The 16,041-nt window shown below is 57.6% G+C and carries 10 protein-coding genes and 1 pseudogene; 6 read left to right on the forward strand and 5 right to left on the reverse strand.

The features are described 5' to 3' along the window. Window positions 1-316: 316 nt before the first annotated feature. The 3 genes and pseudogenes from ACN4F8_RS18770 to ACN4F8_RS18780 all read right to left on the reverse strand — a co-directional run bounded on the left by ACN4F8_RS18770 (window position 317) and on the right by ACN4F8_RS18780 (window position 3,128). A complete protein-coding gene (locus ACN4F8_RS18770) occupies window positions 317-1,747 on the reverse strand; it encodes a sensor histidine kinase (protein ID WP_300658816.1) in 1,431 nt (476 codons plus the stop codon). A 24-nt stretch (window positions 1,748-1,771) separates the two neighbouring features. Further along, window positions 1,772-2,287 (reverse strand): annotated as a pseudogene (locus ACN4F8_RS18775) (7TM-DISM domain-containing protein); the annotation flags it as partial. Window positions 2,288-2,462: 175 nt separating this feature from the next. Further along, entirely contained in the window at window positions 2,463-3,128 is a 666-nt protein-coding gene (locus tag ACN4F8_RS18780) for a response regulator (RefSeq protein WP_419474968.1), read from the reverse strand. 213 nt (window positions 3,129-3,341) lie between these two features. Between ACN4F8_RS18780 and ACN4F8_RS18785 the strand changes: the two genes are divergently transcribed. From ACN4F8_RS18785 to ACN4F8_RS18810, 6 genes are all read left to right on the forward strand, one after another. Further along, window positions 3,342-3,722 (forward strand): hypothetical protein, encoded by a 381-nt coding sequence (locus ACN4F8_RS18785; RefSeq protein WP_300658812.1) that lies wholly within the window; start codon window positions 3,342-3,344, stop codon window positions 3,720-3,722. 451 nt (window positions 3,723-4,173) lie between these two features. Then, a complete protein-coding gene (locus ACN4F8_RS18790; protein WP_300658810.1) occupies window positions 4,174-5,745 on the forward strand; it encodes a TolC family protein in 1,572 nt (523 codons plus the stop codon). 253 nt (window positions 5,746-5,998) lie between these two features. Beyond that, window positions 5,999-8,011 (forward strand): type I secretion system permease/ATPase, encoded by a 2,013-nt coding sequence (locus ACN4F8_RS18795; protein ID WP_300658808.1) that lies wholly within the window; start codon window positions 5,999-6,001, stop codon window positions 8,009-8,011. A 25-nt stretch (window positions 8,012-8,036) separates the two neighbouring features. After that, a complete protein-coding gene (locus tag ACN4F8_RS18800) occupies window positions 8,037-9,200 on the forward strand; it encodes an HlyD family type I secretion periplasmic adaptor subunit (RefSeq protein WP_300658806.1) in 1,164 nt (387 codons plus the stop codon). Window positions 9,201-9,694: 494 nt separating this feature from the next. Then, window positions 9,695-11,812, forward strand: coding sequence for an ATP-binding protein (locus ACN4F8_RS18805; RefSeq protein ID WP_300658804.1), 2,118 nt, complete (start codon window positions 9,695-9,697; stop codon window positions 11,810-11,812). Window positions 11,813-11,909: 97 nt separating this feature from the next. Further along, entirely contained in the window at window positions 11,910-12,278 is a 369-nt protein-coding gene (locus ACN4F8_RS18810) for a hypothetical protein (RefSeq protein ID WP_300658802.1), read from the forward strand. A gap of 21 nt (window positions 12,279-12,299) precedes the next feature. Here the strand turns inward: ACN4F8_RS18810 and cysN are convergent, their stop codons facing one another. Together cysN and cysD are read right to left on the reverse strand one after the other, a co-directional pair. After that, window positions 12,300-14,234 carry a sulfate adenylyltransferase subunit CysN gene (gene cysN, locus ACN4F8_RS18815; RefSeq protein WP_300658800.1) on the reverse strand — a complete coding sequence of 645 codons (1,935 nt, stop codon included), beginning with the start codon at window positions 14,232-14,234 and terminating at the stop codon, window positions 12,300-12,302. Beyond that, window positions 14,234-15,148 carry a sulfate adenylyltransferase subunit CysD gene (gene cysD, locus ACN4F8_RS18820; RefSeq protein WP_300658818.1) on the reverse strand — a complete coding sequence of 305 codons (915 nt, stop codon included), beginning with the start codon at window positions 15,146-15,148 and terminating at the stop codon, window positions 14,234-14,236. The genes cysN and cysD overlap by 1 nt, the downstream gene beginning before the upstream one ends. Window positions 15,149-16,041: the final 893 nt, after the last annotated feature.

Raw genomic sequence — 16,041 nt, forward strand, 5'->3', positions numbered from 1 at the left:
CGGTCACGATGAACCGACAACGGAGTCGGTCACGATGGGCCGAAATCCTCGGTCACGATACCGAAACCAGCGGTCACGTTGGTCCGAAATACCCAAAAGTCACTGGCCACAAAACCACACGCATGCTTGCGAGGTATTACCACCCTCGGGCCACTGATCTGGCCAAGAAGCTCGACTAAGATATTCCACTTTTGCCGCGTCGCCCTCTGTGGCTGGTAGTCCATAACGAGGCGGGTTGCTTGTGCCGCCTGACTTGCAGCTCCATGCCGTCTCAGCCTCAGTGAGACCATCCGCACGCGGTCAACATTGATTTGCCTTACGGATCCTTTGTAAACGCGCCGGGCAAGTTGATGAAGGACGGCTTCAGGGTTGTGCGGGTTTTTTCCAGTGTCAGTGGAAGCCACAATGTGAATACACATCCCCCTTCGAGTAGATCACTGACATCGACCGTGCCGCCGTGGTTTTCTGCAATCGACTTGACAAGGTGAAGGCCCAACCCGAAGCCATGGTGCGTTTCTGAAGACTTGCCCCGATAGAAGCGATCAAAGATAGCGGTCCGCTCGCTAGGTGGCACACCCCTACCCCGGTCAATCACTCGAATGGACGTTCCCTCACGGTCAGGGACGACACCAAGCACAACTTCTGATCCTTCCGGGCTGTGACGCCGTGCGTTCTTCAATAGGTTTCTGACGGCGATCCGGATCAGTGAGGGATCGCCCATGATGTGGAAAGCGTCTGGAATCTTCAACACAACAGCAGGTCCCTGGCTCTCTTCGAGCTCTTCCACCACTCCACGGCAAAGCGCATCAACATCGAAGCTGTGGATCTGAGGGCTAACAGAAGACAGCAAAAGCCGCTCATTGGTGAGATAGCCTTCCATGAGGTCATGTAGACGTTCATGCGCGCGCACGATTTTCTGTAGGCGGCGTTGCGCCTCCGGCGCCAACGTTGCTTCAGTCAGCAAGTTTTCGACTGCTGTGGCAGCAATCGTCAACGGAGTGCGAAATTCGTGCGACATCATGGCCATCAACTCCCGTTGCTCTTCTCCCAGCCGCCTTTGCGAGGCCAAGCGGGCCGCTACCTCTTGTTGCGCCCGTTGGTCTCTGCTGAACTTCACAAAAAGGCCCACACTCATCACCAGCATGTGAACAATGGCACCAATTTGGTAGCTGTGGTCGTTGAAGAAACTGGGTTCCAACCAACCCATGTTGCGAAGGTACCGCCAGATGACGCCCGCGTAAAATGGGCTGAAGGCGAACAAGAAAAACCAGCCAGCCCGTCGGGCGCGTGTTGCTTCGATAATGGCAAGTGAAAAAAACGTCACGATCAGCGCCATGGTGGCACCTTGCACCAAAGGCATTGCAGTACGGTAGTGGTCGGCAACAACCAGCAAAACACCGGCGATGGAAACTACGACAGATGCAACCACCAAAGCTCTTCGGATTCTTGGCCAGCGCTGATGCAGTTCGAGCAAAGCACTGCTGAACAAAACCCCGGTCAGAGGAGCCAGGCTGATCCACAGTCCCAGCAGCAAGACCAACACATCCCCGTTTAGCTCGGGCCAAATCTGCAAGGGCCAGGTGTCAGTGAAGAAGGCCGCCAGAAAGTTCACGGTCACATACGCCGTGTAGATTCCAAGCGGGGCAGTGCGATTGACCACCCAGAAGCTCAGATTGATGGCGATGGTGATCACGAAGAACCCGTAGATGCATCCCCAAAAGAGCGCTTCCGTGGCGAAGGTTCTCACCAACTGCTCCGGTTGCCAGACTGTCAGCGTTGTGGAGAGCGCAGTCTTTGCTGACAGCCTCAACAAGAAAGTTCGAGGCCTCTCGTCAGGGATTACGATTTGAAAGACCCTGCGCCTGTGCTCTTGCGCTGGCTTTATCTCCAAACCAACCAAGGGCCCGTTGAACGATGATTCGAACAGTCGGATGTCACGGAGCAGAGGGTTGCTTGCACTCAACCACCACTCGCGCGGAGAACCTCTACCTTCCCTGCGCAGAGTGAATCGCACCCACACGACCTGCGAAGTAAAGCCTTCGCTGACAGGTCCGTCGATCTCTTCAAATATCAAATGCTGAGGGAATGCTGCGCCAGAGGGATCCTGAACGGCCACTTCCAACGAGTCCTCTAGTCTGTGAGGCGCAGCTGTGTCGAGGACGGTCTCGCTAGCGCAACTGTGAGAGATCGAGAAAAGCAGCGTGCAACACACCAAACCGACGTTAAGCCATCGCTGAAGGTTGAGCGCACCTCGCCTGCACAGCGGGAAAATTCGCGGTTTGATCATTTTTGGCACTGATCGTAAGCGCTCGTCAGAAATGCCAAGCGACAGTCAGCGCCAATTTTTGCGAAAGTGCCACAAATTCAACAGAACGCAGGACTTTGCTCATACCAACGATTGGCAACTGTCCAGCATGCCGTCAAGGGTGTCGAGCCAGTGCACCCGGCTCTAACGCTATTGCTCAAAGCTGCCGCATAGCCACCAGTGCAGCGATGAAGCCTTGCAACCAACGCATGTCCACGGGTTTCTGAATGGTGACTGACTGAGCCGGCAAGCCACCGCGTTCGGCAATTTCCGCGGAAGAGAGACCGGTCATGGCGACCACCACCATGGAAGAAAAACTGGGGTTGGCCCGCAAGGTGCGCAACAGCTCAAAGCCGTCTACCCCAGGCATCTTCAAATCCGTAATCAACAAATCGGGTCTGATTGTGTTGATGTCAATCAATGCCTCCATCGCAGAAGACATCAGGGAGCAGTCAACGGGCAACGTCCAACCATCGATGGTGGACTTGAACACCTCCAACATCGCTGCATCGTCTTCCACCACCAGAACTTTCAGGTAGCGCGTCTTCTCGGGAACCTCGGCAAGACCGTGCTTACGCTGGTATTCACGGATGGACTGCATAGAAATTCGCCGATGCCCACCCTGGGTCTTCCAAGCCTGCAACTCGCCCTTTTCGACCATCGTTTGGATGGTACCCACCGAAAACCCAAGCAGTTTTGCTGCAAAAAACGTCCCGCAATAGTCTTCTTGTTGTAGGGGGGCATTCATATCAGATCCTTTCAACGCAAACATTTTTTTTAGTTTAGCTGAAAGTTTAAAGAAACTGCAGCGAGAGATGAGCAAGAGGCAGCGTCAAGCACTCATTGGGCTATCACTTTTTAAAGATATTGCATTTTTTGTCATTTATGACATATAAACGTGTCAAGACACAGTCATGACTGACTGAGTGAGCCATTGAAAGTCCTGTAGATCTCCACGAGATGAGCCTGGCGTCCAGCACTGCGCCCCACAAAGCGACGTAGACGTACCAGTTCTCTACAACATAGGCCAGACGCTGTGAACACACTCGTATTCGAAAACATCGGTGGAAAAGTTGTTCGTACCAAGAGTGAGCCGCTCTTACTGAACCAAGCGGGCCTTGTGGCCGGCGCATTGGCGTTGGTGGACAGCTACACGATAGAGGCGACCGGACAAACGCTGGACATGTACGAAACGTCAGTATTGCCAGCCGGTACTTGGTTGCAGATCGATGACTTAGAAATGTCGGTCGACGAGAACCTGTCGCAGGATGAAGTCGCACAGTGCATTTTTGCCATTTGCGGGGGTGATCTAAATAGAGAAGATGCTGTGGGCGAAACGTCGAGGCACTGGGTGTACTACAGCACTGAATTGAAGGGGCTGCTCGGTTTGTCACCAAAACCGACCAAGGGGAGCTGAACGCCATGCTCCGCGAGTCCACCAAACCCAAGGTCGGCAACTCTCAGCAGGGCACACCCCGAGGGAGGGCCACTGTTCCCACGACTCGAATGAATGGTGAACTGGGGGTGCGTGGACTCTCTGGACCATCGGACAGGCGCGCAGTTCCTGCTCCATATCGAGCTTTCTCCGCACCGAAGTTCGATTTTGTGTCCATCGCGCTGTGCGTCCTGATCCTTGTCTCACTGTACGTCTTTGTCCTGTGATCTGGAGAGCAGTGTCCTCAGGGAGAAACAAAACTCTACAACTGCCACTTTCGCCAATACTTCACATTTTTGATGTTTTGAAATGTTTTTTTTGAGCGTCTGCCACTATGCTTGGGCACCCAGCCATCAGCTTGGCAGTACCAACATCTCGGCACACAGCAATGCACTCAGAACATCCATTTCCACACGCCGCGACAACGAGGCGTGTGCCGCTGAACAAAAAGAGCGCCAGGCAAAAGCCAGTGATGGGCTTACTTGCTGCTCTGATCTGCATGGCATGTTCCGCTCAGGGGTCGACGGCTGCACTTACTCTGGAGGATGCACTTCGTATCTCCGCGGTAGAGCATCCCAGTGTGCTGGCGCGTCGCAGCGAAAGAAATGCTGCAGATGCACGGCTTGATGTCGCTGAACGCCAGCAGTATCCCAATCTGTCGTTTCAATCGACTGGCGATGGTTTAGGAGGCCGTGCCAACACGGTGCGGGTCGAACAACCCTTGTGGTTGGGTGGACGTATCAAGGCGGGAATCGACTCAGCCAATGCGTCTATCCAGCAAGCTGATGCCAGCGTGGTACAGGCACAGACGGACATCATGCTCAAGGTGGTGGCATCCTTTACAGAACTTGGACGAATTCAGGCTCGTCAAGTAGCCGCACGTTCCAATGTACAGGAGCATGCGAGGCTGGCGCAGATGATTCAGCGGCGGGTGGAGAGCGAAATCAGCCCATCAAGTGACAGCACGCTGGCCACCGCCCGATTCTCTCAGGCACGCGCCGAACTGAACCAACTGGACTCCCTTGCCGTGCGAGCCCGATCCACGCTAGGACAAGCCATCGGCAAGCCCGTAGCCGACATTGTGCTTCCGGTTCAGCGTGACTTGCTCCCCTACACGCTGGATCAACTAACCCAGGCCGCACTGGACTTCTCGCCAGCGATACGCCGGCTAGAAGGCGAAACAGAGGCTGCCACAGCGGAGATCAGCGCGCGTCGCAGCGATGCCCTCCCTCAAGTCAAGCTGCGTCTGGACCGCACGAACAGCCGCTCCAGCTCGGATACCCAGATTTACGTCGCATTGGACGTCCAAACGGGCGCCGGCATGTCGGTGCAAGCCTCGATTCGAGAAGCGCAAGCCCGCAAAGACGCCCTGCAGTCACAAATCGACGCCACACGCAGAGAAACCATCGACACTGTGAGCGCCGACTGGGCTGACCTGAAGTCTTTCTCGGAACAGGCGCGGGACCTCCAAAAACAAGTTGAAAGCACCACATCAGTCTTCGACTCGTTCGTACGCCAATACGCCATCGGCCGAAAAGGCTGGAATGATGTTCTCAACGCACAACGTGAAGTGGCACAGGCCCGATTCCAGTTGGCCGACGCCACTTGGGGAGAGCTCAGGGCATCCATGAGATTGCACCTGCTAACCGGCCTGATCACGGGCGAGCGAGTTGCACTGACCGGACCTACCCGATTCGATCAGGCAATGCCGACCGAATCCTCTAGCGTGCCCCAGCCATCGCCGTCCACCCAGGCCACATCGTCTGCGCCTCACATCACGAGCACTGTCACCCCACCCGCGCACCAGGAAACTTTTAATGGACGTGCCATTACTGCCTGGGACCTGATCACGTTGCCCACTCCGACACGACCACTGGACAGAGCATTGACCTCGCCAGTTCCGACCGTGGTAGTTGCTGAATCGCCCGTCGGCCCTGCAGCGTCCCTGAGCGACGCCGTGCAGGTACAGCCTGCGGTGACCGCTCCTCCACCTTCTCCCCAGTAAGGCTTCCATGGACATTACAAATCAGGCGGAGACTCAAAGCTCCGATCTGAGGCATACGCTTGCTCTCTTGCTGGCACGCGTTGCTTCACTTCAAGGCCAGTCAGTTCCCTGGCACAGGTTCTCCTTGGTCGCTTCAACAGGCGACGGTGTTCAGCTATCCGACCTGAGCACCGAGTCTCAAGCCATCGAGCTGTGGCGTTCGCGCTTTTCAACGGGGGAGGCGTTTCGTGCGTCCTGGCCCCTGACAGCGGGCATGACGCCAGCCCTCTGGATTGGGCCAGACCCGAGCACCGTGCTGCCGGCTCCAGGAATGCTGGTGATCCGCGGATTGCTTTCCAGCGGTGCGTTGAGCTGCCTGGATGCACAAGGCAAGACTCATGAGATCCCTGCCGCCCTGGCCAAACAGGGAGTGCTGATCGTGCTTCGCTCCGATGAAGCCGTCTCAGCCGACCGCGACGAAACGCGCCTGATCACTGAGGGGCGCAGCACCACAAAGCGCATGACCGCGCGCCAGTGGTTCAACCATGCAATTCGCAAGCGCTGGCGAGTTTTTTCGGAAGGGGCGATTGCCACACTCACGCTCAACGTCATCGCCCTCGGCTCGTCGTTTTACAGCATGCAGGTGTACGACCGAGTCATTCCGACCCAGGGTCATCAGACGCTGTGGGTGTTGACGTTCGGGGTCGGCATGGCCATCGTCCTTGAGCTGGTGATGCGACAGGTCAGAAGCCGCCTGGTGGATAGGGCCTGCAAAGCGATTGACGAAGAGCTCTCAAGCGTCTTCTTCGCTCAAGCACTGGCCATCCGGATGGACCAGCGACCGCGCACCGTCGGCACCTTCGCGGCCCAGATTCGGCATTTTGAGATGGTCCGAAACTTCATGACATCCACGACCCTGTTCGTGTTTGCCGACGCGCCGTTTGCGCTCTTCTTCGTGGCTGTCATCGCGCTGATTGCCGGTCCGGTGGCACTGGTTCCCCTGGCTTTCATTCCGCTGTCCATCATTGCCGGCATGGCGTTCCGCAAAAAGCTAGCCCGCCTCACCGAAGTTCACATGGAGGAATCCAACCGAAAAAACGGCCTCCTGATCGAAGCCATTGACGGTATTGAATCCGTCAAGGCGGCCGGTGCCGAGTGGAAGATGCAGGACCGCTGGCGACAACTCACGAAGGTGCTGGCCCAGGACGAAATCGCAATCCGCGATCTGACCGGACTCTCCAGTAACCTGACCCAGACGCTGCAGCAACTCAGCTATGTCGGCCTCGTGGCCGCAGGTGCACTGGCCATTGGCGCGGGCCAGCTGACCATGGGAGGTCTGATCGCTTGCACGATCATCAGTGGGCGCGCGCTGGGACCCATTGCGCAGATTGCGTCTCTCATCGTCCAGTGGCAGCAGGCCAAGGTGGCGCTGAAGGGGCTGGACGCCATCATGGCCATGCCGACCGACGTCATGCCGGGCGAGCGTCGCGTGGTGCCGGATCATTGCCGTGGGCAGCTCCGCATGGAATCGGTTCGCTTCGCCTACGGCAGTGATCAACCTGCACTGCAGGTTGATGCACTGAAAATCAGTCCGGGCGAGCGGGTCGCGGTATTGGGCCCGGTCGGGTCTGGTAAGAGCACGCTGGTCAAGCTGCTTTCAGGCCTCTACCGCCCCAGCGAGGGACGCAGCTTTCTTGATGATGTGGACATGGCCAACCTGGCGCCCGACTTTGTGAGGGAGCACGTTGGCTACCTCTCCCAGGATGTCCGGCTGTTCCAGGGAACCCTGCGCGAAAACATCGCACTGGGTCTGCCCTCACCCACTGATGAACAGATCCTTGATGCGGCTCGCATCACCGGGCTCGACAAACTCATCGCCTCCCACCCAAGAGGCCTGAGCATCGAAATCAGCGAAGGAGGCCGGGGCCTGTCGGGCGGGCAGCGGCAATTGCTTGGCTTGACACGGTTGGTGCTTGCTCGGCCACGGGTCATGCTGCTCGATGAGCCCACCGCATCCATGGACCCTCAACTGGAAGAGCTGGTAGCAGAGCGCGTGTTCGGCATGAGCCCGCAGGGAACCACCTTGGTGGTGGTTACACACAAGCTGGGCATGCTCAAGCACTTCAACCGCATCGTCGTGGTCGACAAGGGCCGAGTCGTTGCTGACGGACCGCGAGACGAAATGATCGCCCGCATGAAGGGCGCTGCCGCCCAGGCAGCCCATGCAGCGCCCGCGGCTTCATTGGGAAAAACACCGCGGGCACAACCCAGCGCTGCAACTGCCTGATCCATTACCTGAACACCCACATCAAATGACGACGTCACCTAGCAATGATTCCACCCGTGGACTTCGCCTCAGCGTGTGGTTCAGCGTCCTGGCCATCGGACTTTTCGGGACATGGGCCTACCACGCAGAGATTGACCAACTCACGCGCGGTCAAGGCCAGATCATCGCCAGTTCACGAACCCAAATCATCCAAGCGCCTGACGGCGGCGTCATCGAAGACCTGCGCGTTCGAGAAGGCGCGCAGGTCCAGAGGGGCGAGGTGCTAGCCGTACTTGAAAGCACAAAAGTCGAAGCCGCTTACCGGGAGTCCGAGTCCAAGGTCGGCGCGCTGAGCGCGACCGTGAGTCGCCTGCGGGCCGAGGTGTTTGGCGGAGCGCCGACATTCAACGAAGAGTCTGAAAGCTTTACCGAGTTCCGGCAGAACCAGTTGGATCTCCTCAGAAAGCGTCGCGAGTCCCAGCGGCAGGAGCTCGCCAGCATCGAACGTATGCGAGCACTGGCCCTGAGAGAACTGGAGATGAACGAGCCACTGCAGGCCACGGGTGACGTCAGCATGGCCGACGTGCTCAAACTCCAACGCCAGGTGGCTGACCTCGAAGGTCAGAAAAGCAACCGTCAAAACAAGTACCTACAGGAAACGCAAGCCGAGCTTAACAAGGCCGAGGAGGAATTGTCCACGGCTCGAGAACTGCTCATCCAGCGCAAAGAACAGGTCAACAACACGGTATTGAAGGCACCACTGAACGGCACCGTGAAAAACGTTCGCGTGACCACGCTGGGAGGAGTGCTGCGCCCGGGCGACGAACTGATGCAGATCGTTCCTGAAGAAGACAACCTGTTGGTCGAAGCCAAGGTCAAGCCCGCGGATGTGGCCTTTCTCAAGCCGGGCCTGCCCGTCACCGTGAAGATCGACGCCTACGACTACACCATCTACGGCAGCCTTAACGGCAAGCTCACCTACATCAGCGCAGACACGATGAGCGACGAACTCAAACGCGACGAACAGGCTTCGTACCGGGTACAGGTGAAAACAGACTCGCTGCAATTCGACCGCAACCCTGGCAAGGAATTGCCGTTGCAGCCAGGCATGACCGCCACTATCGAAGTGAAGACTGGCCGCAACACGGTGTGGAGCTACATCCTCAAGCCGATCGTGAAAACCTTGAACGAATCAATGGGGGAGCGCTGAGGCCTTGACAGCGGGGAGTTCCATCTTGGCGAGCGACGCGGGCCCTGCTCAAGAAGTCCTGACTCGCGGCGAGCATGGCGAGCTCGTCGATTTCTTTGACGGCAACGGGCTGGTGAATCACTTCTCCGGACAGCTAGACGATTTAGAGAAGAGAAAACGGCATGGATTCTTGACTTGGCAGCGTGCCATCGGACGATTCGACTCGAAACGAATCTGCTGGCCACAGCAGTTGATCTGGATCAACGGTCTTCTAGGTGGTACAGACCGATTTTCCTCCAATCCCCGAACCCAATATCGCGATCCATTTCCTTAACACTGCCTCAACCCTTAGAGATCAAATTAACCACAAAGAACTAACCCAGTCATGCATTGTAGTGATATCTCGAATTGATAAAAGCTATTCAAATCAAGTACTTATCTGACTCCATGGTGGCTCAAGATTCAGCCAGTTTCGCCGTAATGTCTCAGTAATGAATCCACAATCCCCTCAACGCTTGGCACTCGATCTTCAGAGGGCCTATCTCGATCTGAAGAAGGAACGCGAACGCACCGATCTGCTGCTCACAGAGGTCAATCGCCTTCAGGGTGCACTCGAGGGCGTCATGGGATCAGCGCGGCGTGAGGTTGACAGCCGGTTGCAGGCCGAGGAAGCGCTGAATGAAACGGAGGAGCGGCTACAACTCGCAGTGGAAGCCAGCGGCTTGGCGCTGTGGGACTATCGTTTTCCATTCACCGACGTCTACCTGACCGCACGATGGGGGGAACTGATCGGCGACGTGGCGATGGAGGGGAGCTGGAAAACGGACGCCCTCGTCGGTCGCCTGCATCCGGACGATGCGCTACGAGTCGAGCACGAACTGCGCCGTCTCATCAAAGGGGAGGTCCATCGCGCATCGGGCGAGTACCGCTTCAAAACTGCGGAAGGCTGGATATGGCTTGAGACCCACGCCATGGTGGTTGAAACCGATGCCAAAGGACGTGTCAGTAGGCTGCTGGGCACACACGCCGACGTGACCCAGCGGAAACAACTCGAAGAGAAAGCTCTGCACGCCCGGACGCTGGCTGAACAAGCCAGCCGTGCAAAGAGCGAGTTTCTTGCCAACATGAGTCACGAAGTCCGCACGCCGCTCAATGCCATCATGGGACTCAACCATCTGCTTCAACAAACCCAGCTGACCAGTGAGCAACGGCAATGGCTGGGCTTGATGGAAGACTCTTCGCGAGCACTGCTCAGCCTGCTTAACGACGTGCTGGACCTATCCCGCATCGAAGCGGGCAAGCTGCAGCTGGATTTTGTTGAGTTCCCAGTTCAGCCCCTTTTTGACAACATATTTGCCCTCTACGAACAGCAGGCCCGCCTCAAACAGGTAAAGCTGTCGATGTCGTTGTCGCCGGAACTGCCGCCTCAGATGAGCGGCGATCCGTTTCGGATTCGCCAGATATTGACGAACCTACTGTCCAATGCACTGAAGTTCACCCCGGAAAGTGGCCGGGTTTCATTGTCGGTCGGGCTGGAGAGCGCGGGCGAATCATCCAGGGAAATGGTGATCCGGATCGCTGACAACGGTATAGGCATTGCACTTGAACAACAGCAGTCCATGTTCGATGCGTTTACCCAAGCGGATGCCTCGACGGCGAGACGCCACGGTGGCAGTGGTCTGGGTCTGGCAATCTGCTCGAGACTGGTCAAAATGATGGGGGGCCGAATCGAACTTCAAAGCTCACTTGGCGTCGGCAGTACCTTTGAAGTCCACCTTCCCCTGCGTCAAGCGCCACAAGCAAACGCCAATGATCCGACGGGCGTGCATATTCTCGCTAAAGATCTGGTGTCTGCTCGCAAGCGGCTGATGAATGCGCGAGTGATCCTGGCCGAGGACAACGCCGTCAACGAACTGCTGGTTCGCAAAATTCTGGAAGACGTCGGGTGCGAGGTGCGCATTGCACAGAACGGAGCAGAGGCCTTTCGGCTTTGGAAAGAATGGGAGGTTGATCTCATTCTGATGGATGTTCAGATGCCTGAGGTTAACGGCATGATGGCCACAGCACGCATACGGGAAGAAGAGCGCGCCGTTCACCGGGCCCCCACCCCCATCCTGGCTGTCACAGCCAATGCCATGCCGGGCGATCGCGAAGCTTACATGGCTGCCGGCATGTCGGGCTATGTCGCCAAGCCGATTGAAGTCAGTGTGTTGCTGATGACCATGATGCAGGTTATGCGCAAGCGCGAGCAACCTGACCCCCCTCATCTCGCGAGTATCGGTGTATCGGGAAAGCCAGAAAATTTGCAGAAACCTTCTGCACGACCAGAGAAAACATTCGCTCCAGATTTGTATGACAGTTGCAGCTTGGCAGAGCTAAGGGATCGAGTCGAGGGAGGCCAGCAGCGCCTGAGAGGCGCGCTCGCTGCTCAGGACACGGTGAGCGCCAAGGCTGAACTTGAGCAACTGAAGCAGGCATTCGATTACCTGGAGGCTGACAGAGCTCTTCGCATTTGCCGTGGCCTCGACATGGCTAGACATGCTGGCGAATGGGGCCTGTTCTCGCGTGCTCTGCCCTTGCTCGAATCCGAAGTGAGCGCAATCTTGGTGCGGTTCAGCACAGCTACAGACTGACCGTTGACAGAATCCCTCAAATCAATCTGGAACAGCGACCTACATGAATAAGTCACTGCCCCCTCAACACAGACCATCGCCCACAAGCACTCCTCTTATGCCCGACCAAATCTTGCATATCGATGCCAAGCCCGACATTCATACTCTCATGGAGATGGTCAAGGCTGTACTGAACATCCCGGCGGATACGCCCGATCCCATCGAGTCTGCGCACATCGAAAAAGCGGGTGAGCTGGTCAGAAAAATAGGGCCCGACGTTATCCTTTTGAACATCCATGCTCCTGGTCTGGACAACAGGGAGGTCTTTGAACGCGCAGAGAAGAACCTGTCCTTGCGCGGAATTGTGCATATGCTTGCGCTGGCACGCGGCAAGGGTCTGAAGCCGACGCCGACGCCGACGCCGACGACGCGCGAGGGGTGCGTGACCTACATCTCGCAAAAGGCGAACAAGATTCAGCGGCCTTGACAGGAAGACGGGTTCGCTTCGTCAAGACAAGCGAACAACCAAGCGCTTAATTAGGGCTTCTAACGGCTCGGAACTGGTATCGATCTCACAGTCGGGCGCCTCCGGTGCCTCATACGGACTGTTGACGCCGGTCATATTCGGGATCTGACCGGCCCGGGCGCGCTTGTAGAGGCCCTTCACATCCCGTTGTTCGCACACCGCCAACGGCGTGTTGACATGGACCTCCAAAAAGTTGTCAGCTCCAACCAGTCCGCGCGCCAGCTCTCGCTCTTGCCGATAGGGGGAGATGAATGCTGTCAACACCACCAAGCCGGCGTCCATCATGAGCTTGGCAACCTCCGCGATGCGGCGGATGTTCTCCACCCGATCGGCAACCTCAAAGCCCAAATCCCGATTCAGACCCTGACGCACGTTGTCGCCATCAAGGATGAAGGTCCGCACCCCGCGCGCATGCAGCTCAAGCTCCAGTGCATTGGCCAGCGTCGATTTTCCCGAGCCCGACAACCCGGTGAACCAGATCACCCGCCCTCTGTGTCTGTTGAGCCGTTCTCGGTCCTCCCGCGCAACTGACAGCGCCTGCCTGTGTACGTTTTGTGCACGGCGAAGGCCGTGACGAATCATGCCGGCTCCCACCGTGGCTTGGGTGAATCGGTCCACCAGAATGAAGCTGCCCAAGGTGGTCGAGTTTGCATAACTATCAAAGACCAGCGATCGGGTGGTGGCCAGGTTGCACACAGCAATGTCGTTGAGCTGGAGGGATCGGCACGCCTGGCGGGACAGGTTGTCCACGTCCACGCGGTGTTTGATCTCGGTGATGGACACCGACGTCCATTGATGCGCCAGCTTGAGGTCGTACTGGCGACCGGTCAAGCCCTCGTCTTGGTGCATCCAAACCACCGTCGCCTCGAACTGGTCGGTCATCGACAGAGGCATGCGGCTCAGCGAAAGCACATCGCCGCGCGAGGCGTCAACATCGCGGTCCAGGCACAGCGTGAGGGCCTCACCCGCGCTGGCACTCGACAGCGAGCCGTCCATCGTCACGATGTCGGCCACCAACGCGAGTTGACCAGATGAGCTCACCCGGATTTCATCGCCCACCCGGACTGTGCCCTCGGCCAACGTGCCGCTCAATCCACGAAAGTCGGCGTGGGGCCGGTTCACCCGCTGCACGGGGAATACCATGCGTTCGCCAGGAGCACTGTGCACTGGCACAGAGTCGAGGTAGGCCATCAAGGTTGGGCCTTTGTACCAAGGGGTGTGCAGCGAACGTTCAGTCACGTTGTCGCCCCTGAGCGCACTGAGCGCAATCGCGGTGATCGACTCAAAGCCCAGCCCACACGCAAAGTTCTCGAACGCAGTTTGGATATCGCAGAATCTTTCAGCGCTGAAGTCCACCAGATCCATCTTGTTGATCGCCAACGCCACGTGACGTATGCCCATGAGCGACGCCAGAAAGGCGTGGCGCCTGGTCTGCTTAAGGAGACCTGCACGCGCATCCACCAAAACAATGGCCACATCTGCGGTCGACGCCCCGGTCACCATGTTGCGCGTGTACTGCTCGTGCCCCGGCGTGTCGGCCACGATGAAGCGTCGCCGGGCGGTGGCAAAGAACCGGTAGGCCACATCAATGGTGATGCCCTGTTCACGCTCTGCTGCCAGGCCATCCACGAGCAACGCAAAGTCGATGTCCTGCCCTTGGGTTCCGTGCTTTCTGGATTCCGCTCGCAGTGCGATCACCTGGTCTTCCAGCAACTGCTGGGCATCCCATAGCAGGCGACCCATTAGCGTGCTCTTGCCGTCGTCCACGCTGCCGCAGGTGATGAAACGCAGCAAGTCCTGTCCTTGCTGCGCGGCAAGGACATCCTCTATCGCGCGAGCGTCCACCGATCTATCGGCGACTGGAGCTTTGGCTGGACGGCGGGCGGTTCGGGTTCTGGTGAGAGATGAACGAGGCATCAGAAGTAGCCCTCCTGCTTCTTCTTCTCCATGCTGGCGGAGGCGTCGCGATCGATCGCTCTGCCCTGCCGCTCAGAATGCCGCGTTTGCATCAGTTCCAGCACGATCTCGGGCAGGTTTTGGGCGCTCGACTCCACCGCGCCCGTGAGTGGGTAACAACCCAGTGTGCGAAAACGCACCCGCTTCTCAACGATCTGCTCCCCTGGCAGCAGGCGAAAACGCGCATCGTCCACCATCAGGATCATCCCATTGCGAACGACCACCGGACGCTCCTTGGCGAAGTACAAGGGCACCACCGGAATGTCCTCCTGATGGATGTATTGCCAGATGTCCAGCTCCGTCCAGTTCGACAGCGGAAACACCCGGATGCTTTCGCCCGGCTTTCTGCGAGTGTTGTACAACTGCCAGAGCTCCGGGCGCTGTTGTTTGGGGTCCCAGCGGTGGGTGGGGCTGCGAAGGGAGAAAATGCGCTCCTTCGCCCGCGACTTTTCTTCGTCGCGGCGCGCACCACCAAACACCACATCAAACCTGTGCTGATCCAGCGCCTGTTTCAGACCCTCCGTTTTGGTGATGTCGGTGTGCATGGCCGAGCCGTGGTCGAACGGATTAATGTTCTGGGCAATGGCCACCGGGTTGATGTGCACCAGCAACTCCATTCCACTGGCCCGTGCCATGTGGTCGCGGAACATGTACATCTCCTGAAACTTCCAGCGAGTGTCCACATGCAGCAGCGGAAACGGCGGCGGTGCCGGGTAAAACGCCTTGCGTGCCAGGTGCAACATCACCGAGCTGTCTTTGCCCACCGAATACAACATCACCGGGTTGTCGGCTTCGGCCACCGCCTCGCGGAGGATGTGAATGCTCTCGGCTTCCAGCCTGCGCAGGTGAGGCGTGGAGTCTCGTGGACACTGAATCCTGGGGGATAGATCCAACGTGGGCAGATAGGCCAGTGGATTGAGCGTGATGCCATCCACTGCGTGGGCCAGCCGCAGCGGGCCAGCCAACGCGCCGTGCGGAAACACCACGATCTGCTTACCAACATGCTGCTGTACCTGTTGCAGCCCGGTCAATGCAACCTCGGCGGTCACGGCCTGTGAGCCAAGCACTGTCAGCGGCAACCAGTAGCGTCCGCCGCGCGCGTCCTGAGCATGCAAGCAAATCCCACCTGTTGCCAATGGCCACAACCGAACGAAGAGCACGAGGCGGCGCTGGCGCCGTGCGCGCTCCAGCGCGGCACGCAGCACAAGCGAATTGCAAGGCCGGCCCAACTCATCCTGCAAGTCGGACGGTGCCAACTCAGGCGGCCACATCTGCCAATCGTGAAGCCGGCGCAGCGCCGTGCGCAGAGAAGCGGCGAAACCCAATTCGACCAAGCTCTGGCAGGCAGCCTGGGTGTCCCAAACCCGTATGGCATTCAACCCACACCTTTCCACAAGCCGTGCTGCTGTCTGAGTTGTCATTTTGATGTTATTTGACAGTTGATAACAATATTTGTCATCATTCTACAGAGCAGGTGATTGAATATACGCAAAGTGAGACATGTCTACGTCGGCATGCCCACTGGAAAAACCGCCGTGTTCGGTGGGTGCGCTACGTCAAGGCTTTCGTGTAACCGAATCGAATACTTAATGTTTTGCACATGTTCATCATTGACATGATATTTAATGATCAATCATGATATTGCTGATCTGCAAGCACGTGCGCTTCATCACGTGCGTATTTCGGCGAATGTGACCGGTCATTTCGGCGCATCGTGACCGGTGGGCTGAGCGATGTTCTCAGCGCCGTTTCGGTAACGTGACCGCCC

It is taken from the genome of Hydrogenophaga sp. (assembly GCF_048549895.1).
In the GTDB taxonomy this organism is placed as follows: Bacteria; Pseudomonadota; Gammaproteobacteria; order Burkholderiales; family Burkholderiaceae_C; genus Hydrogenophaga.